The sequence below is a fragment of the Qipengyuania sphaerica genome (genome assembly GCF_019711595.1).
GTDB lineage: Bacteria > Pseudomonadota > Alphaproteobacteria > Sphingomonadales > Sphingomonadaceae > Qipengyuania > Qipengyuania sphaerica.
Window position 1 is genome coordinate 606,668 of the sequence record NZ_JAIGNR010000001.1, and the last position, 22,813, is coordinate 629,480.

Consider the following 22,813-nt stretch of genomic DNA (forward strand, 5'->3'; position numbering starts at 1 on the left):
GAGAGCCCCTCTAGCGCTTTGCATCGCGCCAAGCTAGGGGACGCGAGCCCTGGCGAGGGGCACGCATACGAACACATGAGGAATGCCGCCGACATGACCAACCGATTTCGCCTCCTGACCGCCCTCGGACTGGGCCTCGCGCTCGCAGGGTGCAAGACTTCGGGTGATCTGGTCATCGATGCTGGCGGTGCAGGTATCACTGCCGTGCGGTCCGCCTGCCCGGCAGTGGGCATCCCCGACTATACGGGCGATATCACGCTGTTCCGCAGCGAAACCTCCAAGACGCTGGCCGATCTCGACGTTACTGCGGCGATGACCGACCTTACCTCGACCTGCGACGAAACGGGCGAGCGGGTCTATTCCGAAGCGAGCTTCAATGTCGTGGCCCGCCGCGCCGATGTGCGCGGTGCGCGCAGCGTCCAGCTGCCCTATTTCACCACCGTGCTTCGCGGCGGCAGCGCCGTCATCACCAAGCGCGTGGGAACGGTTACGCTGAACTTCGCGGATGGCCAGGATCGCGCCGAGGCGACCGGCAAGGCAGGCGCCTTCGTCAACCGTGCCGAGGCTACCCTGCCGGAAGATATCCGCGAGAAGATCACGCGCAAGCGCCGTCCGGGCGATCCCGATGCCGCGCTCGATCCGCTGGCCGATCCCGAAGTGCGCGCCGCTGTCCAGCGCGCAACCTTCGAACTGCTCGTCGGCTTCCAGCTGACGCAGGACCAGCTGCGCTACAACGCCACGCGTTAACCGGTGTTCGACATCCAGATGATGGAGGTGCGAAAGTCGGGCTGCTGAATGACCCGGAGCGCAGCGGGCATCAAGCCCGTGAGCACCGGAAGCGTTCGGCGGCACGATTTGCAGCCCTCCAGCGCTGGATGGCATCTTGCCATTTTGCGCCATTCGTCTAGGCGCGCGAACATGTCCGACATCCAGACCCTGCACGCCGGTTTTGCGGCGAAGATCGACGCCGTTCTCAATGCGCTCGAGATGGAAGGCCACCTTCCGCCCGAGGCCAATCGTTCGGGCGTAACGGTCGAGCCGCCGCGCGATCCCTCGCATGGCGATCTTGCGACCAATGCCGCCATGGTGCTCGCCAAGCAGGCGAAGACCAATCCGCGCGCGCTCGCCGAACTGATCGTCGAACATCTGGGGCGCGAGCCCGACATCACCGAGGCGAGCATTGCCGGCCCCGGCTTCATCAATTTGCGCCTGTCGGACGCTGCATGGCTGCGCGAGCTCGAAGCGATTGCCTCGCTGGGCGAGAACTATGGCCGTTCGCAGGTCGGTGGCGGGCAGGTGGTCAATGTCGAATATGTCTCGGCCAACCCGACCGGTCCGATGCACATGGGCCATTGCCGCGGCGCGGTGGTGGGTGATGCGCTGGCCGGACTGCTCGAATTCTCGGGCCACAAGGTCACGCGCGAATATTACGTCAACGATGCAGGCGGGCAGGTCGATGTGCTCGCCCGCTCGGCGCACCTGCGCTACCGCGAGGCGCTGGGCGAGGATGTGGGCGCGATCCCCGAAGGCCTTTACCCGGGCGATTACCTGATCCCCGTCGGCGAGCGGCTCGCGCAGGAGTTCGGCGATGCCTACAGGCAAGCGCCGGAGAGCGAATGGCTCGGGCTGTTCCGCGAGCGCGCGGTCGCCGCGATGATGGACATGATCCGCGAGGATTTGTCGCTGCTCGGCATCCATCACGACCTCTTCTCCTCCGAGGCGAGGCTGCAGGCTGCGGGAAAGCCCGAAGAGGCCGAGGCGTGGCTGCGCGAACACGGTTTCGTCTATGACGGCGTCCTCGAAGCGCCCAAGGGCAAGGCCCCGCCCGAGGACTGGGAGCCGGTCGAACTTCCGCTGTTCCGCTCGACCGAATTCGGCGACGACCAGGACCGCCCGATCAAGAAGTCGAACGGCGCATGGACCTATTTCGGTGCCGATCTCGCCTATCACTTCCAGAAAGCGGAAAGCGCCGATGCGCTGATCGACATCTGGGGTGCTGACCATGCCGGTACGGTCAAGCGCATCAAGGCCGCCGTCGCCGCGCTGACCAAGGGTGCGGGACGCGACGTGCCCTTCGACGTCAAGCTGGTGCAGATGGTCAACCTCGTCCGCAATGGCGAGCCGGTGAAAATGTCCAAGCGGTCGGGCACCTTCGTCACGCTGGCAGACGTGGTGAAGGAAGTGGGCAAGGACGTGGTGCGGTTCACCATGCTCACCCGCAAGCCCGAAGCGCAGATGGAATTCGACTTCGCCAAGGTGGTGGAAGCGAGCAAGGACAACCCGGTCTTCTATCTCCAGTATGCCCATGCGCGCATCCGCTCGACCTTGCGCAAGGCAGGTGTCGAACCCTCGGCGGCGAACCTCGACCGTCTCGGCGCGGACGAACTCGCTCTGGTGCGCGAAGCGGCGCAATTCCCGCGCGTGGTCGAAGCCGCCGCCAAGGCGCGCGAGCCGCACCGCATCGCCTTCTTCCTAGGCGACCTCGCCGCGGCCTTCCACAGCTTCTGGAATGCGGGTAACGATGACCCGGCAAAGCGGATCATCCAGGAAGATGACGCCGAGCTGACCGCCGCCCGGCTGTTCGTGGCGGCGCAGGTCGGGCAGGTGATCCGCAACGGCCTCGGCATATTGGGTGTCGAGGCAGTGGAGGAGATGTGAGCCGATGGCGCGTAGCCCGTTCGAGCATGACGAAGACTGGGAAGCTGCCGACCTCGAACTGATCGAGGGCGACGAGCGCCTGCCCTGGCTCGATGCCGATGAGGAATTCGAGCAGGGCGCACGCCCGATCGACACCGGCAAGCTCGTCCTCATGGGCGTCTTGTCGCTGGTTATCGTCGGCCTGCTGGTGGCGATCGCATGGTTCGCCATGGGTGCAGTGAGCGACGAGCCCGAGCCCGACGGCAGCCTGATTGCCGCACCCGAAGGTCCCTACAAGACCAAGCCCGAAAACCCCGGCGGCAAGGTCCACCCAGGCACGGGCGATACCAGCTTCGCGGTCGGCGAAGGCCAGACCCGCGAAGGCAAGCTGGCGGACAAGCCCGCCACGCCCACTCCGACGCCCGAGCCGGAAATTGCCGGCCCCTCGCTGGCGACCACGCTCAACGAAGGCCCGCGCTCGCCCGAACCGCCCAAGGGCACGCTGGTGCAGGTCGGCGCCTATCCCACGCGCACCGACGCGCAGGAGGCCTGGGCCCGCCTGATGCGCCAGACCGAAGCGCTCAACGGTGTCAGCCACCGCGTGGTCGAGGCGAAAGTCGATATTGGCACGGTCTATCGCCTGCAGGCCGTAACCGGTGGGACCTCCGCCGCACGCTCGCTGTGCGACCGCCTCAAGGGCGACGGACTGGCCTGTTTCGTCAAATAAGCGCCGATTCCGGCTCGCTTTGGCTTAATTTCCACACCTGCCGACTCCGCCCAGCTTGGCTTTGGACGGGTTTCGCCGCAGTTTCCTACCTATGACACCCGCCATTTTCGGCATTTCCGGCCTCGAACTCACGGCCGATGAACGCGCCTTCTTCAAGGAGGCCGATCCGGCGGGCTACATATTGTTCGCGCGCAATTGCGAAACCCGCGAGCAGATGCGCGCGCTCACCGATGATTTGCGTAGCCTGCACGGGCGGGATCGCTTGATCGTCTCGATCGACCAGGAAGGCGGCCGCGTGGCGCGGATGAAGCCGCCCGAGTGGCCGAAATACCCGGCGGGCGAAGCCTTCGCGAAGCTTTACGAGATCGCCCCCGCCTCGGCCATCGAGGCCGCGCGGGTCAATGCCGAGGCCATGGCGCGCGAACTGGCGCTGGTCGGGGTCAGCGTCGACTATCACGCCCCCTTCGACGTGCGCCGCCCCGAAACCGACGATGTGATCGGCGACCGCGCGCTGGGCAGCGAACCGATGCAGGTGGCAGCCTTGGGCCGCGCCGTGCTCGACGGGATGGAGCGCGCAGGCGTGGTCGGCTGCCTCAAGCACATGCCCGGCCATGGCCGCGCCACCGCCGACAGCCACAAGGAACTGCCCGTCGTCACCGCCAGCGACGAGGAGCTGGAAACCGACATCGAGCCCTTCCGCACGCTGTCCTCGCACCCGCTCGGCATGAGCGCGCATATCGTGTTCGAGGCGTGGGACGCGGATCACCCTGCCACGCTATCGAAAAAGGTGATCGACGAGGTCATTCGCGGCAAGATCGGCTTCGACGGGCTGCTGCTGTCGGACGACATCGACATGCAGGCGCTCGAAGGCACGATCCCCGAGCGCGGCGCGGCGGCGCTGGCGGCGGGCTGCGACATCATCCTCAACTGCTGGGCGAAGATGGACGACCAGCAGGCGATCGCAAACCGCTTCCCCGATCTGCCCGAAGCCACCAGAGCACGGCTCGACCGGGTCCACGCTGCTATGGGCGACGCGCCCCAAGGCGTCGACACGGCCGAACTTCTCGCCAAGCGCGACGCGCTGCTCGCCATCGCGGAGGCGGCAGCATGAGCGACGGGTTGCTCTTCACCGATCCCGCGCAGGAAGAGGCCGAGGACTGGGACGGCATCGCCGCCGAAGCCACGGCCGATAACGACGCGCTCTATCTGGAACTCGACGGCTGGGAAGGCCCGCTCGACCTCCTGCTCGACCTTGCGCGGCGGCAGAAGGTGGACTTGCGCGAAATCTCGATCCTCGCGCTGGTCGAACAATACCTCGTCTATATCGAGCAGGCCGAGGCGCTGAAGCTCGAACTGGCCGCCGATTACCTCGTGATGGCGGCGTGGCTCGCCTATCTAAAATCGGCCATGCTCCTGCCCAAGGAAGAGCAGGAAGACCCGTCGCCGGAAGAACTGGCGCTCAAGCTGCAGCTGCGCCTCCAGCGCCTCGGCGCAATGCGCGAGGCGGCTGGCCGCCTGATGGGCGGCGACCGGATCGGGCGCGACGTTTTCCTGCGCGGAAGCCCCGAAGGGCTCGACATCGTGCGCAAGACCAACTGGCAATGCGACCAGTATGCGCTGATCGAGGCCTATGGCCGCGTGAAGGCGCGCACTGCCCCTGCCGTCCACATCGTGCGCGACCGTCCGGTGATGACGCTCGATTCGGCGCTGGAGCGCGTGTCGAACATGCTCGGCGTGACGCTCGAATGGGTCGAACTGCGAGACTTCCTGCCCCCTCATGCCGAACCGCGCCTGCGCCGCTCGGCGCTCGCCTCCAGCTTCGTCGCGGCGCTCGAACTCGCCCGCCTCGGCAAGGCGGAGATTGCGCAGGAAGAGGTCTTCGGCCCGATGAAACTGAGGCGCGTCGCGTGAACCAGCTCGAACGCGCCATCGAAGCTGCGCTGTTTGCAGCCGAAGAACCGATGAGCGTCGATGCGCTGGCCCGTTTCCTCGGCGATGCGGAGAAGGGCGAGGTCCGCGAGGCACTGAAAGCTCTTACCGAAACCTACGAGAAGCGAGGCGTCCACCTCGTCGAACGCGGCAAGCGCTGGCATTTCGAGACCGCGCCCGACCTCGCCCATCTCCTTCGCAAGGAACGCGAACAGGTCCGCCGCCTCAGCCGCGCGGCCACCGAAGTGCTCGCCATCATCGCCTATCACGAACCCGTCAGTCGCGCCGAAATCGAATCGATCCGCGGTGTGCAGACCAGTGGCGGTACGCTCGACGTGCTGATGGAGGCGGGCTGGGTGAAGATCGCGGGCCGACGCGAGGTGCCCGGTCGCCCGACGATCTACGCCACCACGCCCGAATTCCTCGACCATTTCGGCCTTTCCAGCCGCCGCGATTTGCCGGGTATCGCCGAACTCAAGGCGACCGGCCTGCTCGACCCCGTCGACGATGCCTTCGACGATCTGATGGGCGAGGGCGAGGAAGCGAGCGAAACCGATGAAGAGGCGAGCGACGCAGCCTGACTGGCTTTACCGTGCGCGCGCGCCTATATTGCCTCCAACACTTGCGTTTAGAAGGTACTCATAATGTCGCTCGGCCCCTGGCAGCTCATCATCATCGCCATCGTCATCCTCGTCCTGTTTGGGCGCGGCCGCATCTCGGAAATGATGGGCGATTTCGGCAAGGGCATCAAAAGCTTCAAGAAGGGCATGAACGAGGAAGACGAACAGCCGGCGAAGCAGATTTCGCACGAGGCCAAGCCCGCCGACCAGGGCCTCAAGGAAGAGCAGGTCAAGACGACCTCCGACCCCAAGTAACCTCGCGAAGGCGCGGGTAAGCCATGTTCGATATCGGCGCGGCCGAACTGCTTGTGGTCGTCATCGTGGCGATCCTCGTCATCGGCCCCAAGGACATGCCCAAGGCGATGCGCCACGCGGGCCGCTGGATCGGCAAGCTGCGCCGCATGTCCGCCCATTTCCGTTCCGGCATCGACGAGATGGTCCGTCAGGCCGAAATCGAGGAGATGGAAGAAAAGTGGTCGCAGCGTAACAAGGAAATCATGGCGAAATATCCGACCGGCGACGAGCCGGCGGGCGGGGCGCCTGAAAACATCTTGCCGCCGGGCGAGGGCATGGAGCCGCTCGCTGCGGCAGATGAAGTGCCCGATGCGGACGCCGCCGCCGAGGCCGCGATAAAGCGCGCCGCCCCGAAGAAGGCGCCCGAGCATGGCGGCAAGGCTTCGACCGACGAGCCCGGCCTGCCGTTTGGCGATGCCGGCCAAAATACCGGGAAGGGCCGCTGACATGGCGTTCGAGGTCAAGGACATCGACGATACGCAAGCCCCGCTGCTCGACCACCTTATCGAGCTGCGCACGCGGCTGGTGCGCTGTGTGGCGGCGCTGGTGGTGGCCTTCGGCGTGTGCCTTTATTTCGCCGACCAGATCCTCGGTTTCCTGATCCAGCCGCTGAAGAAGGCCTTTCCCGACGGGCAGGGGCAGCTCATTTTCACCAAGCTCTACGAGGTCTTCTTCGTCGAGCTGAAGGTAGCGCTGTTTGCGGGCTTCTGCATTTCCTTTCCCTATATCGCCAACCAGCTCTGGGCCTTCGTCGCGCCGGGGCTCTACGCGAAGGAAAAGAAGGCATTCCTGCCCTTCCTCGTGGCCACGCCCTTCCTGTTCCTCGCAGGGGCATCGCTCGCCTATTACGTGGTGATGCCGACCGCCTTCGAGTGGTTCCTCGGCTTCGAGGGCAGCGCGGGCGGGCTGGAAATCCAGGCGCTGCCGACCGCGAATGAATATCTCGGGCTGGTCATGCAGTTCATCCTCGCTTTCGGGATGAGCTTCCTGCTGCCGGTCCTGCTCCTGCTGCTGCACCGCGCAGGTATCGTCACGCGCCAGCAACTGGTCGGCGCTCGGCGCTACGTCATCGTGCTGGTGGTAGCGTTGGCGGCGATCATCACGCCGCCCGACCCCGGCTCGCAATTGCTGCTGGCCGTGCCGCTGCTGTTGCTGTTCGAGGGCTCGCTGATCCTGATGCGGATCTTCGACAAGCGCGATGCCAAGGCGAAGGCGGAGCCGGACGATAGGCCCGAAGCGGATCAGTCCGCGTCGTAGACCTTGCGCCCGCCGACCCAGGTTTCGAACACATGGGTCGCGCGGATTTCCTCAGGCGTGGCCATCAGCGGGTCGGTGTCGACCAGCACGAAGTCCGCACGCTCGCCCGGTAGCAGGCGACCGAACCGGCCTTCGGCAAAGCCCGCATAGGCTGCTTCGGAGGTAAAGCCCGCCAGTGCCTGTTCGCGGTTCACGCGCTCGCTCGCGCGCCAGCCGCCGAACGGCTCGCCCGCCGCATTGCTGCGCGTGATGGCGACTGCGAGGCCCGCAAAGGGATCGGGCGATTCGACCGGCGCATCCGATCCGAACGCCAGCCGTCCGCCAAGGCCAAGGATACTGCTCCACGCATAGGCGCCGCCCAACCGGTCAGGCCCCATGCGCGCTTCGGCCATGAACATGTCGCTGGTCTGGTGGACCGGCTGCATGCTGGCGATGATGCCGTTCTGCGCGAACTTGGGCAGGTCTGCCGGATCGACGATCTGCGCATGCTCGACGCGCCAGCGCAGGTCTTGCGGGAAGCTTTCGGCGATCTCGGTGATGGCGTTGAGTGCCTCGGCATTGGCGGCATCGCCGATGGCGTGGACCGCGGGCTGGAAGCCGCCCTGCGCCGCGCGCACCAGCGTGTTGCGGAATTGCGCCGGAGCCATCAGCGGGAGGCCGCGATTGCCCGCGTCGTCGGCATAGGGTGCCTTGAGCCATGCGCCCCTGCTGCCCAGAGCGCCGTCGAGATAGATTTTCACCCCGTTGAGGCGCAGCTTGTCGTCATAGAGCCAGGGCGAAGGGTTGCTGCCGCCGATCAGGATCGTCTGCTCGATGCCCGCACCATAGGACATGATGCGCAGGGTCAGCGATCCATTGTCGCCCGCGCGGCGGAAAGCCTGCCAGTCCTCGATCGTGGTGCCCATGTCGGCAATCGCGGTGATGCCATAGCGGTGCAGCACCTTCTGCGCCTCGGCAAGGGCAAGGTCGCGCTCGTTGGGCCGCGGGGCGGGGATGGCGGCGTTCATCAGCTCTTCCGCCGCATCCACGAACACGCCCGAAGGGGTCTTGCCGTCTGCCAGCTTCTCGATCCGCCCGCCGCTTGGCGACTTGGTCGAGGCGGTAATACCGGCCGCCTGCATCGCGAGGCTGTTGGCCCAGCCGGCGTGCCCGTCGACCCGCGCGAGATAGACCGGACGGTCGCTCACCGCACTGTCGAGTTCGGCAGCGGTCGGGAATCTTCCAAGGCCCCATTTCTCCTGGTTCCACCCGCGCCCGAGAATCCACGGCCGCGCCTCGTTCTCCGCAGCAAAGGTGCGGATCTTCTGGAGCGCTTCCTCGAGCGAATTGGTGTCCGACAAATCAAGCGTCAGCGCACCAAACCCGACGCCCATCACATGCCCATGCGCATCGATGATGCCGGGAATCATGACCCGGTCACGCCCGTCCTCGCGATAATCGGTCCGCGGACGTTCCTCGCCCCGACCGATGACCTGCGCGATGCGCCCGTCATCATCGATAACCAGAGCCTCGAAGCGCTTGACCTTGCCATCCTCGTCCAGCGTGATGCCATTCACATTGTCGATCAGCACATCGGCATGGGCCGGAACAGCAATGGCAGTGGAGAGCAGTGCGGCAAGAAACTTCAATTTCATCAGGCAACCCCGGTTGAATCAATTGTGGAGGCGATAAGGCATAGCTTGGCGCGCGCAAACCCTTTCGAAGATTGCGCGTGATGGCCGCGCGTCCTAGGGCGAGACATCATGAACGAAGCATCATCTCTTCGCGCCGACACCAGCGCGACCGATCTCCTGACCCTCGACGATGTGCGCGCCGCAGCGCAGCGCATCGAAGGTTCGGTTGTCCGGACCCCGATGATGCACTCGATCACGCTGTCCGAAATCACCGGCGCGGATGTTTGGCTCAAGTTCGAAAACCTCCAGTTTACAGCCGCTTACAAGGAACGCGGAGCGCTGAATGCGCTGCTCCAGCTGACGGACGAGCAGAAGGCCAAGGGTGTGATCGCCGCCTCGGCCGGCAACCACTCGCAGGGGCTCTCCTATCACGGTCGCCGGCTCGGCGTGCCTGTAACCATCGTCATGCCGTCCACCACGCCCAGCGTGAAGGTGATGCAGACCGAGAGCGTCGGCGGCAACGTGGTCCTTTTTGGAGAGACCTTCGACGAAGCCTACGCCCACGCCCGTGAACTGGAAGTCGAGCGAGGCCTGACCTTCGTCCACCCCTTCGACGATCCGCAGGTCGCAGCGGGGCAGGGTACGGTGGCGCTCGAGATGCTCGAGCAGAAGGACGATTTCGACTGCCTCGTGGTCCCCATCGGTGGTGGCGGGTTGATGAGCGGTATGGCGACCGTCGCCAAGGCGCTGAAGCCCGATATCCAGATGGTCGGCGTGCAGGCCGAGCTTTATCCGTCGATGTTCTCGGCAGTGACCGGCGAGGAACGGCCCTGCGGCGGCGATACGCTGGCCGAGGGCATCGCAGTCAAGGAGCCGGGCGCCTTTACCCGCCAGATCATCTCGCAGTTGGTCGACGAAATCCTGCTGGTGGCCGAACCGCGGCTCGAACGCGCGGTCTCGCTGCTGCTGCAGATTGAAAAGACCGTAGTCGAGGGCGCAGGTGCGGCCGGGCTTGCGGCCGTCCTTTCCTATCCCGAGAAATTCGCCGGCAAGACCGTCGGCCTCGTATTGTGCGGCGGCAATATCGATACCCGCCTGCTCGCCAATGTGCTCGTGCGCGACCTTGCACGGTCGGGCCGTCTCGCGCGCCTGCGTATCACCCTGCAGGACCGCCCCGGCGCGCTGTACAAGGTTATGCGCGAATTCAACGAGCATAACGTCAACATCATCGAGATCTACCACCAGCGCATCTTCACGACGCTGCCCGCCAAAGGGCTGATTACCGAGATCGAGTGCGAAGCACGCGACGGCGCGCAGATCGACCGGCTGGTGAAGGCGCTGGAAGCCAAGGGCTACAGCGTCGAGCTGGCAGAACTCGCTTAGTTAACGCGACAAATCGCCACCGCGCACAGGCCTCGGCTCGGCGCAAATTAACCATCCGCGATGAGCGACTCGCGGGATGGAGCGATTTTTCATGGTTAAGAGTCTTTTAACGAGGGCGCTCGTGATGCATAAAGGAGTTGTTAACGAATAGAACGTCGCATTCAGAGAGGACCCGCAAGCCGTGACGGCACCCATTCGCTTCCCCCGGTTTTTCGTGACCAGCCCTGCGCCGTGTCCGTACCTGCCGGGCCGCAGCGAGCGGAAGGTCTTCACCGAATTGCGCGGCGAATCGGCTGACGAGTTGAACGAAGCGCTTGGCCGCATCGGCTTCCGTCGCAGCCAGACCGTAGCGTATCGTCCCTCCTGCCTCGATTGCCAGGCCTGCGTATCGGTTCGCGTCGTTGCAGGCGAATTCAAGGCCTCCTCCAGCCAGAAGCGCACGCTCAGGGCCAATGACGACCTGATCGCCACCGAATGCCGCCCCTGGGCGACCGACGAGCAATACGAATTGCTGCGCAAATATCTCGCCGCGCGCCACCCCGGTGGCGGCATGGCGGAGATGGACGAGAGCGATTTTGCGGATATGGTGGAACACACGCCCGTATCCAGCTATGTCGTTGAATATAGAGAGCCGGGAGTGGGCAACGAACCGGGCCGTCTGGTTGGTGCCTGCCTAACGGACGTGCAGGGCGACGGGCTGTCGATGATCTACAGCTTCTACGACCCTGAGATTGAGGATCGGGCCGGGCTTGGGAACTACATCATTCTCGACCATATCAGGCGGGCTGCGAACAGCGGACTGCCCTATGTCTACCTCGGCTACTGGGTCGAGGGATCGGACCGGATGCAATACAAGGTCCGCTACCGCCCGCTCGAACGGCTCAGCCGCAACGGCTGGGAACGCATGCCAGATGCCGAGCAGAAGCGCCTCATTGCCGCTGCCACTGCCCCTCGCGCAGAGCGGGGCGGGGAACCGCTGCCTTCCAAGGACGGCAGCCAGCTCGAATACAAGCTCGCCGACTGAGCATTTTCGCCACAGCTTGAAGGTTTGCGTCGCGGTCCTCGCGCTGGCGGGAGTGCCGTTGGCCGCGCAAGATCGCGACGCACCGGCCAATCTCGAAGACCTCATCCCGGATTCAGCGGTCGACAACCCAGATGCATGGGCCGCGCAGGGCTCCGAGGGTGCCGCAGAGGATCCCGACCTCTCCGCTCCTGAGCCCGAAACGCCGATCGATACTACGCCCGGCCTCGACCTGCCGTGGCCGGACGACATTGCAATCGAGACATTCGAGCCGCTCGAACCCGAAGAAGAGATTGAATTCGCCGAGCTGGACCTTGGTCAGGCCGAAGTCGCTTTCGAAGAGGCAGAAACCGAACGGCTTGCCAGCAATCTCGTGCTCGGTTTCCCTCAGACCGAACCTCCGTTCTCCGAGCGCGGAGATTTCGTTGAGCGGTTCGAGGCTCTTTCCACAATCGAGGAACTGGAAGACGAGGACGCCAATGTCGCGCAGCTCGCCGCCCGTGCCCGCGAGGATGAAGAGCTGCTCGGAAACCTCCTGCGCGTCTACGGCTATTACGACGGGCAGGTGATACGCTCGATCGGGGCGGTGCAAGCAGGCGAGGATGCGGCCGAGCAGTCGCCCTCGGTGCGCTTCGACATCATTCCCGGGGAACGCTACCGGGTAGGCAGCGTCGATCTGGGCAATCTCTCTGCTGCGCCTGACGCCGAGCTCTTGCGCAGTACATTCGAAATCAATCCGGGCGACTACCTGCAAAGCGACTCCATCGTGCAGGAGCAGTTCGATCTCGACCGCGCGCTGGGCGAGAACGGCTACCCCTTCGCCGCCATCGACGAGCCGCAGCTGCTGATCGATCACGAGCGGGTCGAAGGCGACCTTACGCTGGCGATCGAACCGAACGGAAAATACGTTTTCGGCGAGGTCACCAGCAGCGACCCTGCCTTCCTCTCGGGACGCCACCTCGGCACCATTGCGCGCTTCGAGCCGGGCGAGACGTACAAGCGCAGCCTCTCGCTCGATCTGCGGCGTGCGGTCACGGCGACGGGCCTGGTGTCATCCGTGTCGGTCACTCCGCGCGAGATATCCCCCCCGAGCGGAGACCAGCCGGGCGTCGTGGCGATGGATGTCGATATCCAGCGCGCCAAGCTGCGCACCATTGCAGGCGCCATCGGTTACGGATCGGAAGAAGGCTTCCGCGTTCAGGCCAGCTGGGAGCATCGCAACCTCTTCCCGCCCGAAGGATCGCTGCGCCTGCGCGGCATCGCGGGTACGCAGGAACAGCTCGCCGGGATCACCTTCCGGAAGAACAATTTCGGCGGGCGCGATCGCGTGCTGACGGTCGATGCCTACGCGAACACGATCGACAGCCCCGCCTTCGAGGCGCGCACAGTCGCGCTGACCGGGATTTACGAGCGCAAATCGACGCTGCTCTTCCAGAAGCTCATCAGCTGGTCGGGCGGTCTCGAACTGGTCGCGACGCAGGAGCGCCCGCCCGACATCGACGGCGTCGCCCAGCCGCGCCAGACCTATTTCGTCGCCGCGCTTCCGGGCACCATATTGCTCGACGAGACCGATGACTTGCTCGATCCGACGCGGGGCTTTCGCCTTGGTGGCCGACTTTCGCCGGAGGCTTCGACCACCAACGGGGTAGAGAGCTTCTATCTGCGCAGTCAGATCGACGGCAGTTACTACCAGTCGGTGAGCGACAAGCTGGTCCTGGCAGGACGTGCAACTTTCGGCTCGATCCCCGGTGCCGGACTGCTCGACATCGCGCCATCACGCCGGTTCTACGCCGGTGGCGGCGGATCGGTGCGTGGTTATGGCTATCGCAAGATCGGGCCTGCCGACGAGCTGGGCGAGCCAACTGGTGGGCGCAGCCTCGTCGAACTGGCTGTCGAGGCCCGCATCCGGACCGGCTTTTTCGACGGTGCCGTATCGGTCGTACCATTCGTCGATGCCGGCTCGGTCGGGCCTGACCCCACTCCGAATTTCGAAGAGATCAAGCTCGGCGCAGGCGTAGGCCTGCGGTACCACACCGGCTTTGGCCCGATCCGTATCGATGTCGGCGTTCCCCTGACGCCGGACGAGGACGATGCGCCCGTCGCGGTCTATGTTTCGCTGGGGCAGGCATTCTGATGGCGGAGGTGGACGTCCAGGATACGCCGCCTCCTCGCAAGCGCAGCCGCGCGCGCCGGGTGGGCAAATGGACATTGCTGTTGGTCGGTGCGCCGATTCTGCTTCTCGTTGCCGCCCTGGTTGTCCTGAATACGCCGCTGGGCGAGCGTTTCCTTGCGAGCCAGATTGCCAAGCAGACTTTTCCCAACGGCCTCGTCATCCGTATCGGCCGGATCGAAGGGAATATCTACGGCGAGGCGATACTCCACGATGTGACCCTGTCCGATCCGCAGGGCGTCTTCATGACCATCCCGCGCGCCGAGGTCGACTGGAACCCGCGGGCATGGCTTGCCAACCGTCTCGATATCGACAGTTTCGCAGCGCGCCGCGCCTCGTTGGCGCGCCTGCCCGAATTTCTGCCGAGCGAAGATGATGGTCCGATCCTTCCCGGCTTTGATATTTCCATCGACGCACTCGAAATCGACAACCTCATGCTCGCCCCCGGTATCGCAGGTGAGTATGCGCAGCGGGTCGATCTGACCGCAGAAGTCCAAGTGGAGGACCGCCTCCTGTTCGTCGAGGGGACCGCCAGGCTGGGCGAACAAGACAGTCTCGCCCTGCGCGTCCATGCCGAGCCCGACGGCGACGATTTCGACCTGTTTGCCGATCTCGAAGCAGCAGAGGGCGGGCCGATTGCAGGCATGTTCGCATTGCCCAACGCCTATAGCGCAAAATTGCGCGGCGACGGGACGTGGAACCAGTGGAAGGGCGGGCTTCTGGTCCGCTCTGCGGGCGACCGAGTCGCCGCGCTGAGGATCACGAACAATGCCGGCACGTTCGGATTGATCGGCAAGGTCGACCCGAGCGATTTCGTCACCGGCGCCGTTGCCGATGCTCTGGGCGAGGATGTCGCCCTTGCCTCGCGCGTCACCATCGACAACCGCGCCTTCGACGGGCGGCACGTCCTCATCGGACGCGCCATGCGGCTGGAGGGTGAAGGGCTGGTCGACCTCGCCGAAAACCGCTTCGGCAATTTCGAGCTCGATGCCGTTTGGCGCGACCGGCTGGCACTGGGCAGTGACTTGCGGCTCGAGGACACGAAAGCCAGCGCGACGCTCGACGGGGCGTTCACCGATCTTACGGTGGTCCATGATCTCAGTGTCGGACGGCTCGTTTCGGGCACGACGCGGCTTTCCCAGCTGAGACAGCAGGGCACCGCACGTTTCGACGGAACCCGCTGGACGATGCCTATCGCTCTTTCGGTCGGGCGGGTCGAGACCGGCAATGCACTCGTCGATCCGCGCTTGGTGAATGGCTCGGCGCGCGGGCAATTGGTGCTGAGGGAAAACGAGCTCAGCGGTGACGATCTTCGCATCGCCTTCCGCGGACTGGCCGCCAATCTCGCCCTGCGCGGTGACCTCGATGCGGGCCGCTACCAAATTCGCGGACCGGTACGCGCCGACAAACTGGCGCTCGACAATGTGGGACTGGCGGGCGGGACCGCGGTAATCGATTTCGACCTCGTCCCGTCCGGTTGGCGGCTCGGAGCCGATCTCGATGCGCGTATAGCGCCGGTCAGCAACGACACGCTCGCCAATCTCGCAGGGGATGCAATCCGCGTTCGGGGCGGCATCGCAACCAGCAGCGGAGCGGCCATCGATTTTCGCCGGCTGCGGGTCAATTCCGACAAACTTACCTTGGCGATGGATGGCTCGATCGACGGTTCGACGACGAGCCTCGCGGGTACAGGCGAACACGCCGATTATGGCCCTTTCACCGTGGAAGGGCGTATCGAAGACGGCGCGCCCACTGCGGAGCTAGTGTTCGCGAGGCCGGTAACCGGCCTCACCGACGTACGCCTTGCCATCGCACCGACCGAGGAAGGGTTCTCGATCGACACCGAGGGTGGTTCCGTACTCGGGCCGTTTGCCGGCGTGCTCGGACTATACGCACCCGAAGGCGGACCGACCCGCATAGCGATCGACCAGATGACGGTTTCGGAGACGCGGGTCACCGGCGCGCTTACCTTGGTCGAGGGAGGCGCCCGCGGAGATCTCGCGCTCTCCGGGGGCGGACTGGACGGTACGGTCGCACTCGCCCCGCGCGATGGCGGACAGGGTGTCGATCTCGATCTCGCCGCCCGCAATGCGCGCTTCGGCGGAGAGCCACAGCTGACGATCGCCCGTGCCCAGATCGACGCGAGCGGGGTCATTGGAGGCGGCTCTTACTCGTTTTCGGGTACGGCCGATGCCCAGGGCTTGCAATATGGCACGCTGTTTGTCGGCCGGATGGCCGCGAGGGGCGAAGTCGTCAATGGTGTCGGCGAACTCGATGCGGCAATCTCCGGTCGGCGCGGCAACCGTTTCGCGCTCGATGTAAATGCACGTTTCGGGCCCGACCGGATTGCAGTCGCTGCCGATGGGCAATTCGCCGGACGCGATATTTCAATGCCACGCCGGGCTGCGCTGACCGCGCTCGAGGGCGGAGGCTGGAGGCTCGCTCCGACGCAGGTCAACTATGCCGACGGCGGGGCTATCGCTTCGGGCATTTTCGGCACAGACGAGACGGCGCTGGAGCTCAAGCTTGCACGCATGCCGCTCTCTCTGGTCGACGTGGCGGTGGCTGATCTCGGCATGGGCGGGACGATTTCGGGCGTGGTCGATTTCCGCGCGCCCAAGGGCGGCCTGCCGACCGGCACGGCGCGCGTGAAGGTTGACGATCTTACCCGCTCGGGCCTCGTGCTTTCTTCCAAGCCGGTCGATCTTTCGCTTCTTCTCCGATTACAGGAGAATAGCCTCGAGGCACGGGCAGTGCTCGCAAACGAGGACATCAAGCGTGGCCGGGTGCAGGCTCTCATCACGCAGCTTCCTGCGACCGGGGACCTGACCCAGCGGCTGCGCGCCGGTCGTCTCGATGCGCAATTGCGGTACGAGGGAGCAGCGGAGAGTCTCTGGCGTCTCGCAGCGATAGATGCGTTCGACCTGACGGGTCCCGTCGCGATTTCTGCCGATGCCACAGGTACGCTGGCCAACCCGCGCGTGCGGGGACGCGTGTCGAGCGACGATGTGCGCGTCCGCAGTTCTCTTTCAGGAACCGATATACGGAACGTAAGCGTACGAGGGACTTTTGCAGGATCGCGGCTCAACCTGACCAGCTTCGCAGGCTCGACCGAGAACGGCGGGACAGTGACCGGTAGCGGCATCGTCGATCTCGAGGGGCTGGGCGAGCGAGTGGAAGGCCGGTTCACCGAGGTTCGCGGACCGACGCTCGACCTGCGTGCATCCGCCAAAAACGCCCAGCTGCTGGAGGCCAACGGCCTGAGCGCGACGATCAGCGGTCCCTTGCGCATCGTGTCCAACGGTCTCGGCGGCACGATCGCCGGACGGGTTCGTATCAACCGGGCGAGCTGGCGGCTTGCCAATGCGGCCGAGGACCTGCGTTTGCCGCGTATCGCCACCCGCGAAATCAACGCGCCTGCCGACCGCGCACCGCAGGTCTCGGCGGGTCGTCCATGGCGCTACCTCATCGATGCGCGCGGCAGCAGCCGGATCGATGTCGACGGCATGGGCCTCGACAGCGAGTGGGGCGCCGACATCATCCTGCGCGGCACGACCGACGATCCACGCATCGGCGGCAATGCAACCGTGGTGCGCGGCGATTACACCTTCGCCGGGACCCGCTTCGAACTGACCCGCGGCGAGATCGATTTCGACGAGAATGTCCCCATCAATCCGTCGCTCGACATTCGCGCAGAGACCGAGCGTGACGGTGTGGACGTTATCGTGACCGTCACCGGGACAGTCGACCAGACAGAGATTGCCTTCACCTCCGATCCCGCCCTGCCCGAGGAAGAGCTTCTCGCCCGCCTGCTCTTCGGAGGTTCGATCACCGAGTTGTCGGCAACCGACGCGCTCCAGCTCGGCGCTGCGGTTGCCAGCCTGCGCGGCGGGGGCGGGCTCGACCCGATCAACCAACTGCGCACCGCCATCGGTCTCGACCGCCTGCGGATCGTGTCGGCCGATCCGGCTCTCGGCCGCGAGACGGGCGTGGCGCTGGGCAAGAACCTCGGCCGCAAGTTCTACGTCGAAATCATTACCGATGGGCGCGGATACAGTGCGACCGAGGTCGAATTCCGCATCACCAGCTGGCTATCGCTGCTGGCGAGCATATCGACCATCGGTCGCGAAAGTGTGGTCGCGGAAATCAGCCGCGACTATTGATATTTGCGATCAGCCTTCGGGCGGTTGTTCGGGCACCAGGACGGTGTCGAGCGGGATGATCACGCCGTTGGTGGCGGCGGTCGCGCTGCTGGCGATCTTGGCGGTCGACCCTATGCCGTTCGAAACGCTGATCGTGTCGCCATCCTTGGAGAACGTCACATCGCCGCCGCCCAAGGTGGTCATGGTGACATCGCCGCCCTTGTCGTCGATTGCCTTGGCAATGTTCTCGGGCGTCAGGTGGCCGGGCAGTATATGCTCGCGAAGGAGGCCGACCAGCACAGGGCGCTGTTCCTCCGTCATGAGCGCCTTGCCTTCTTCACCCAGCGCCTCGAACGCGGCGTCGTTCGGCGCGAGCAGCGTATAGCTGCCCGGACCATCGAAGATCGAGCCGAGCTCGGCCTCCGAAATCGCACCATTGAGGCTGGCCAACTCGGGCAGGTCGCCGAGCGAGGCAGCAAGCGTCCTTGTAGCTTCCTCGTTGGTAACACTCGGATCGCTCTCGTCGACATCGGCGTCGCTCGAACAGGCGGGGAGGAGTGCCAGGCCGGCAATTGCACCGGCCAGCACAAAGGGTTTCGTGAAGTTGGTCTTCATCTCGTTTTCTCCGATTAGATCAGAAGGTCGATCGCAGCCGCGACGAGGCGGGTCTCGGGGTCCACTTGGTAAACGTAGCCATCCGAATAGCGATACATGTACTGCGGGGTGTCATAGTACCGGTCACGATAGGCGTAGGGCACGTTGTAGACATCGTAGCCACGCGGCATCGGCTGTCCGATCTGGAACTCGTCTCCGGTGATCAGCGCAGCGATCGAGGTGATAGCGGCATCTTCCGGATTGACGCGATAAATCACGTTATCGGCGTAGCGATAGCGGTCGTATCCGCCGAGATCGTAGTAATCGACATAGTAGTCCGGCACGCGGTAGCTCTGGTACGAGCTCGGCCAGACGTTGCCGATCCCGAGCGCACCGCCGAGCAGCGGGAGCCAGCTCGAAATGCCGCCACGGTCACCGTAGCGGACCAGATAGCCGTCGCGGTAATAATAATCGCCGCGACGATCGTAATTGCTCAGGCCGAACAAGCTCGGGCGATAGTTGTAGCCATAGATGCTGCGCTCGCCGCGATCCTTCAGCTGGCCCGGAGGATTACAGCCGTTGCGCTTTTTGGCGAGGCCCGGGGGACACCCGTCGATTAGACCGCGATTCCGGTCGCTGGCGAGCCAACGGTAATCGCGGTCTCCGCTGCGGAAACGGCGGTCATCTCGGTCATCATAACGAACACGGACTTCGCGGCGGTCGTCGCGATCATAGCGGCGATCGTCGCGGTCGTATCTACGGTCGTCGTAACGCGTCGCCTGGCGCTTGTCATTGCCGCGATTGCCCTGGTTGTTCTGGGCATAGCTGCGATCGGGGCCGCGATCAGCCTTTGCCTTGCCATTGCCGTTATTGCCCTGGTTGCCCTGGTTTCCGCGACGGTCGGCTTGCGCCGTGCGCTGCGGTCCGCGGTCGGCATGCTTGCCGCCGCCCTTGTTACCCTTGTTCTGGGCCGAGGATTGTTTGTCGCCTTTACCGTTGCCGTTGCCGTTTCCTTGGGCGTAGGCACCGCTGGAGGCCAGCGCGAGGGCGGCCACTCCTGCCATGAGAATACGCATAATTATAACTCCTTTGGTGCCCCAACGGAGCGGATATCGAGTCGGTTCCGGTTAACGCTCGAGTAAGGTTTCAGCCGTCTAACCCGCAGGAACGGTAGAGTTTCGCCTCTTCGCGGCGTCTGCGGACGAGGCCCTTGAGCACCTGTCCCCCGGCATACTTCCAGCGTCCGAACTCCTCGGCAGCGAGGGCATATTCGCCTTGCTTGTGAAAGCGGGTGAGCGAAGCGCGGTGGATCGCCCCGGTGTTGTAATGGAAGCTGACAAGCGCATCGAACTGGGCTTGCGAAGTGGGCGCACCGCCTATTTCGCGCGCGACGTCCCGTGCATGGCGTGCGATATCCGTTTCCAGCCGTTCGTCGCATTTCGCCTTAGGCCAGAGCGTACCGGGGCCGATATCGGGGCCGGTCGCGCCCCAGCCTATGGTCCACGGAGTGCCGCCGGTGCCGGGATCGGGGTAGGCTTCGTAGAGGCCGTCGGAGCGCAGGCGGGCGCATCCCTCGAAGCTCTTGATGAGTTGGATACCCGCAGGGGAAACACCGCAGGATGGAACGGATTGAACGCGGTCCTGGGCGAAATCCTGGCCAGCCTCGTCGAGCGCGCGGTCGAGCACATCGACCTCGCTTTGCGAAAATCCCCGCCCGAGCATGCGCCTGACGGTATCGAAAATAGATCTGCGGGTCATGGGAAGTGCGCCTTTCGTCATTTTGAGAGGCGCAAGGATTAGGCAGAAGAATGCTTAGTAGGAAAACCCTATTCGGCCGCTGGAGGAGTATCTTCTGCCTGCTCCTGCTCCTGCTGCGGCATCTTCGCCGGCCGGCCTTCTGGATACAGCGTGGCGTAGATCTCATCCAGAGTCAGGCGGCCATACTCCATGTCTGGCGCCCGGTGCGGATTATCGACCCTGCCGAGGCGGACCCGGAGGCTGTCGAAGTCCTCCTCACCCGAATTGGAGGAGGGCGATGCCAGACCTCCGGCATCATCCGGCGGGGCAAGTTCGGCGCAGGATTCATTGACCAGCATCGACACGTCGAATTCTTCCGTGAATTGAAGTCCATACTGGCGGTCCGCCGACCAGCGTATCCACGCTTTGATGTCACCTGCGCCGGTCAGCGAAAGGGTCACTTCGTCCCCGTCGCGCAGGGTGGTCGCGTCTGCAACCGCTATCATCGCGCCGGTCCGCGAAATATTGCGCAGACGCGCGGTGGCCTGCCGCTCGTTCCAGCGCATCTTGCCGACGAATACGAGAGGATGGCGCTTCGAAGCATCGCGGCGTTCCGTGCCGACCGTCAAACCGTTCGAATAGCCCGACGCTTCGACTTCGCGCCGGATTGTCTTCACGATGAAATCCTGCACGCCCGCTTCGGCGATAATCACCGTCTCGGCAATGAATTCGAGGCCGATACGGCCGTTGCGCACCCAGCGCACCGCGGTGGTGATCGGGGCGCATTCCTCGATCGAGAGATAGACTTCCTCGCCGATCGCCAGATTCAGGTCGCAGCCGATCATGACCCCGTTGGACGAAAGGTTGAGCAGCTGGACATCGTGGATATTCCCTCCGACATCTGCGCGCGCGGTCTTGCCGCGAAGGACATGGCGATCCTCGTTGCGCTGGTGGACGGCGCGCGGTCCATTGCGCGGAATGGCGACCGCTCCGAGACCCGAGGCCTTCGGATCCTGCTTGCGTTTCTTCTTCTGGATGATCACGCCCGCGCGCGATTCCGCGACGTCTGCCGTGATGTCCTTGCGCCAGAAATTCATATCCGTCCCGTCCCTCCGGAGGCTTGCGACGGGTATGGTAAGGATCATGCCCTAAGAAAGCGTATAGGCGTTCTGGAACGAAAAAAGGGCGCCCGGATCAATCCGGACGCCCGTTCTTGTAGCCCTGTCGCGCCTGGCGCGGCTTGAGGGCGGTATAGCTCCGAAATTACGCGCTGTAGTACATGTCGAATTCGGCGGGGCAGGGCGTGGTTTCGACGCGCATGACTTCTTCCCACTTCAACTCGGCATAGGCGTCGAGCTGGTCCTTGGTGAAGACGTCGCCCTTCAAAAGGAACTCGTGATCCGCTTCCAGCGCCTCGAGCGCCTCGCGCAAGCTGCCGCAGACGGTCGGAACGTCGGCGAGCTCTGCCGGGGGCAGGTCGTAGAGGTTCTTGTCCATTGCTTCGCCCGGATGGATCTTGTTCTGGATCCCGTCGAGGCCGGCCATCAGCAGCGCGGCGTAGGCGAGGTAGGGGTTGGCCATCGCGTCGGGGAAGCGGAATTCCACGCGCTTCGCCTTGTCGCCTGCACCATAGGGGATGCGGCAGGATGCCGAACGGTTGCGTGCCGAATAGGCGAGCAGCACGGGCGCCTCGAAGCCCGGCACCAGGCGCTTGTAGCTGTTGGTGGTCGGGTTGGTGAAGGCATTGAGAGCCTTCGCATGCTTGATGACGCCGCCGATGTAGTAGAGGCAGTTTTCGCTGAGGCCGCCATACTGGTTGCCCGCGAAGGTCGGCTTGCCATCGTCCCAGATCGACATGTGAGTGTGCATGCCCGAACCGTTATCGTCCTTGATCGGCTTGGGCATGAAGGTCGCAGTCTTGCCGTAAATATGCGCGACCTGGTGCACGACGTATTTGTAGATCTGCATGTTGTCGGCGGTTTCGACCAGCGTGCCGAAGGTCAGGCCCAGTTCGTGCTGCGCGGCGGCCACTTCGTGGTGGTGCTTGTCGCAGTTGAGACCCATTTCGATCATGGTCGAGACCATTTCGCCGCGGATGTCGACAGCGCTGTCGACCGGTGCGACGGGGAAATAGCCGCCCTTGGCGCGCGGACGGTGGGCAAGGTTGCCGCTCTCGTATTCCTTGCCGCTGTTGGTCGGCAGTTCGATATCGTCGATGGCATAGCCCGAACCGGCATAACCGTCTTCGAAGCGGACATCGTCGAACATGAAGAATTCGGCTTCGGGGCCGACATAGATCGTGTCGCCCAGACCGGTCGACTTGAGGAATGCTTCGGCGCGCTTTGCGGTGGTCCGCGGGTCGCGGGCATACCATTCGCCGGTCGAAGGCTCGACGATGTCGCAGAACATGATCAGCATCGGTTCGGCGCTGAACGGGTCGACATAGACACGCTCGAGGTCGGGCTTCAGGATCATGTCGCTCTCGTTGATGACCTTCCAGCCGGCGATCGACGAACCGTCGAACATCAGGCCGTCTTCGAGCTGGTCCTCATCGAGCGTTGCCGCGACCATGGTCAGGTGCTGCCACTTGCCCTTGGGGTCGGTGAAACGGAGGTCGACCCATTCGATCTCCTCGTCCTTGATGCGCTTCAGGACGTCGCTTGCACTTGCCATGGTAATTTGCCTCCGT

General features: G+C 64.3%; 19 protein-coding genes. 13 read left to right on the top strand and 6 right to left on the bottom strand.

Going from position 1 to position 22,813, the window contains the following annotated elements; translation table 11 throughout:
* Positions 1-93: 93 nt before the first annotated feature.
* The 9 genes from K3178_RS03075 to tatC all read left to right on the top strand — a co-directional run bounded on the left by K3178_RS03075 (position 94) and on the right by tatC (position 7,464).
* Positions 94-747, top strand: a complete 654-nt coding sequence (locus K3178_RS03075) for a hypothetical protein (RefSeq protein ID WP_221570763.1) — start codon at positions 94-96, stop codon at positions 745-747.
* A gap of 171 nt (positions 748-918) precedes the next feature.
* Positions 919-2,658 (top strand): arginine--tRNA ligase, encoded by a 1,740-nt coding sequence (gene argS / locus K3178_RS03080; protein WP_221569907.1) that lies wholly within the window; start codon positions 919-921, stop codon positions 2,656-2,658.
* 4 nt (positions 2,659-2,662) lie between these two features.
* Complete coding sequence (locus tag K3178_RS03085; protein WP_221569908.1) at positions 2,663-3,364, top strand: SPOR domain-containing protein; 702 nt, start codon at positions 2,663-2,665, stop codon at positions 3,362-3,364.
* A gap of 91 nt (positions 3,365-3,455) precedes the next feature.
* Complete coding sequence (nagZ, locus tag K3178_RS03090; protein ID WP_221569909.1) at positions 3,456-4,475, top strand: beta-N-acetylhexosaminidase; 1,020 nt, start codon at positions 3,456-3,458, stop codon at positions 4,473-4,475.
* Positions 4,472-5,275 carry a segregation and condensation protein A gene (locus K3178_RS14135; protein ID WP_247713494.1) on the top strand — a complete coding sequence of 268 codons (804 nt, stop codon included), beginning with the start codon at positions 4,472-4,474 and terminating at the stop codon, positions 5,273-5,275. The genes nagZ and K3178_RS14135 overlap by 4 nt, the downstream gene beginning before the upstream one ends.
* Positions 5,272-5,874 carry an SMC-Scp complex subunit ScpB gene (gene scpB, locus K3178_RS03095; RefSeq protein WP_345719840.1) on the top strand — a complete coding sequence of 201 codons (603 nt, stop codon included), beginning with the start codon at positions 5,272-5,274 and terminating at the stop codon, positions 5,872-5,874. The genes K3178_RS14135 and scpB overlap by 4 nt, the downstream gene beginning before the upstream one ends.
* A 63-nt stretch (positions 5,875-5,937) precedes the next feature.
* Positions 5,938-6,168 carry a twin-arginine translocase TatA/TatE family subunit gene (tatA, locus tag K3178_RS03100; protein ID WP_221569911.1) on the top strand — a complete coding sequence of 77 codons (231 nt, stop codon included), beginning with the start codon at positions 5,938-5,940 and terminating at the stop codon, positions 6,166-6,168.
* 23 nt (positions 6,169-6,191) lie between these two features.
* Positions 6,192-6,653: a Sec-independent protein translocase protein TatB gene (gene tatB, locus K3178_RS03105; protein WP_221569912.1), complete on the top strand. Its 462-nt coding sequence runs from the start codon at positions 6,192-6,194 to the stop codon at positions 6,651-6,653.
* A gap of 1 nt (position 6,654) precedes the next feature.
* Positions 6,655-7,464 (top strand): twin-arginine translocase subunit TatC, encoded by an 810-nt coding sequence (gene tatC, locus K3178_RS03110; RefSeq protein WP_221569913.1) that lies wholly within the window; start codon positions 6,655-6,657, stop codon positions 7,462-7,464.
* On the opposite strand, the gene K3178_RS03115 is transcribed toward tatC, so the two are convergent.
* A complete protein-coding gene (locus K3178_RS03115) occupies positions 7,449-9,098 on the bottom strand; it encodes an amidohydrolase (protein ID WP_221569914.1) in 1,650 nt (549 codons plus the stop codon). The two genes, tatC and K3178_RS03115, sit on opposite strands and share 16 nt — an antisense overlap.
* 108 nt (positions 9,099-9,206) lie before the next feature.
* Between K3178_RS03115 and K3178_RS03120 the strand changes: the two genes are divergently transcribed.
* From K3178_RS03120 to K3178_RS03135, 4 genes are all read left to right on the top strand, one after another.
* A complete protein-coding gene (locus K3178_RS03120) occupies positions 9,207-10,460 on the top strand; it encodes a threonine ammonia-lyase (RefSeq protein WP_221569915.1) in 1,254 nt (417 codons plus the stop codon).
* A gap of 181 nt (positions 10,461-10,641) precedes the next feature.
* On the top strand, positions 10,642-11,484 hold the full coding sequence (locus K3178_RS03125; protein ID WP_221569916.1) for an arginyltransferase: 843 nt from the start codon (positions 10,642-10,644) through the stop codon (positions 11,482-11,484).
* A gap of 52 nt (positions 11,485-11,536) precedes the next feature.
* A complete protein-coding gene (locus tag K3178_RS03130; protein WP_345719868.1) occupies positions 11,537-13,615 on the top strand; it encodes an autotransporter assembly complex protein TamA in 2,079 nt (692 codons plus the stop codon).
* A complete protein-coding gene (locus tag K3178_RS03135) occupies positions 13,615-17,814 on the top strand; it encodes a translocation/assembly module TamB domain-containing protein (RefSeq protein ID WP_221569918.1) in 4,200 nt (1,399 codons plus the stop codon). The genes K3178_RS03130 and K3178_RS03135 overlap by 1 nt, the downstream gene beginning before the upstream one ends.
* A 9-nt stretch (positions 17,815-17,823) precedes the next feature.
* Here the strand turns inward: K3178_RS03135 and K3178_RS03140 are convergent, their stop codons facing one another.
* The 5 genes from K3178_RS03140 to glnA all read right to left on the bottom strand — a co-directional run bounded on the left by K3178_RS03140 (position 17,824) and on the right by glnA (position 22,797).
* Positions 17,824-18,408, bottom strand: a complete 585-nt coding sequence (locus K3178_RS03140) for a fasciclin domain-containing protein (protein WP_221569919.1) — start codon at positions 18,406-18,408, stop codon at positions 17,824-17,826.
* A 14-nt stretch (positions 18,409-18,422) separates the two neighbouring features.
* The gene (locus tag K3178_RS03145) at positions 18,423-19,463 is read right to left on the bottom strand and encodes a hypothetical protein (protein WP_221569920.1); all 1,041 of its coding nucleotides are present in this window, start codon (positions 19,461-19,463) and stop codon (positions 18,423-18,425) included.
* A 70-nt stretch (positions 19,464-19,533) separates the two neighbouring features.
* On the bottom strand, positions 19,534-20,145 hold the full coding sequence (locus tag K3178_RS03150) for a lysozyme (RefSeq protein WP_221569921.1): 612 nt from the start codon (positions 20,143-20,145) through the stop codon (positions 19,534-19,536).
* Between the two features lie 68 nt (positions 20,146-20,213).
* The gene (locus K3178_RS03155) at positions 20,214-21,221 is read right to left on the bottom strand and encodes a PilZ domain-containing protein (RefSeq protein ID WP_221569922.1); all 1,008 of its coding nucleotides are present in this window, start codon (positions 21,219-21,221) and stop codon (positions 20,214-20,216) included.
* A gap of 166 nt (positions 21,222-21,387) precedes the next feature.
* Entirely contained in the window at positions 21,388-22,797 is a 1,410-nt protein-coding gene (gene glnA, locus K3178_RS03160; RefSeq protein WP_221569923.1) for a type I glutamate--ammonia ligase, read from the bottom strand.
* Positions 22,798-22,813 lie beyond the last annotated feature (16 nt).

Coding starts and splice junctions, on each gene's coding strand:
- K3178_RS03120 (WP_221569915.1), top strand. CDS start 9,207: ATGAACGAAGCATCATCTCTTCGCGCCGACACCAGCGCGACCGATCTC.
- K3178_RS03115 (WP_221569914.1), bottom strand. CDS start 9,098: ATGAAATTGAAGTTTCTTGCCGCACTGCTCTCCACTGCCATTGCTGTT.
- K3178_RS03085 (WP_221569908.1), top strand. CDS start 2,663: ATGGCGCGTAGCCCGTTCGAGCATGACGAAGACTGGGAAGCTGCCGAC.
- K3178_RS03155 (WP_221569922.1), bottom strand. CDS start 21,221: ATGAATTTCTGGCGCAAGGACATCACGGCAGACGTCGCGGAATCGCGC.
- K3178_RS03135 (WP_221569918.1), top strand. CDS start 13,615: ATGGCGGAGGTGGACGTCCAGGATACGCCGCCTCCTCGCAAGCGCAGC.
- tatB (WP_221569912.1), top strand. CDS start 6,192: ATGTTCGATATCGGCGCGGCCGAACTGCTTGTGGTCGTCATCGTGGCG.
- K3178_RS03150 (WP_221569921.1), bottom strand. CDS start 20,145: ATGACCCGCAGATCTATTTTCGATACCGTCAGGCGCATGCTCGGGCGG.
- K3178_RS14135 (WP_247713494.1), top strand. CDS start 4,472: ATGAGCGACGGGTTGCTCTTCACCGATCCCGCGCAGGAAGAGGCCGAG.
- argS (WP_221569907.1), top strand. CDS start 919: ATGTCCGACATCCAGACCCTGCACGCCGGTTTTGCGGCGAAGATCGAC.
- K3178_RS03140 (WP_221569919.1), bottom strand. CDS start 18,408: ATGAAGACCAACTTCACGAAACCCTTTGTGCTGGCCGGTGCAATTGCC.
- glnA (WP_221569923.1), bottom strand. CDS start 22,797: ATGGCAAGTGCAAGCGACGTCCTGAAGCGCATCAAGGACGAGGAGATC.
- nagZ (WP_221569909.1), top strand. CDS start 3,456: ATGACACCCGCCATTTTCGGCATTTCCGGCCTCGAACTCACGGCCGAT.
- tatC (WP_221569913.1), top strand. CDS start 6,655: ATGGCGTTCGAGGTCAAGGACATCGACGATACGCAAGCCCCGCTGCTC.
- K3178_RS03145 (WP_221569920.1), bottom strand. CDS start 19,463: ATGCGTATTCTCATGGCAGGAGTGGCCGCCCTCGCGCTGGCCTCCAGC.
- K3178_RS03075 (WP_221570763.1), top strand. CDS start 94: ATGACCAACCGATTTCGCCTCCTGACCGCCCTCGGACTGGGCCTCGCG.
- tatA (WP_221569911.1), top strand. CDS start 5,938: ATGTCGCTCGGCCCCTGGCAGCTCATCATCATCGCCATCGTCATCCTC.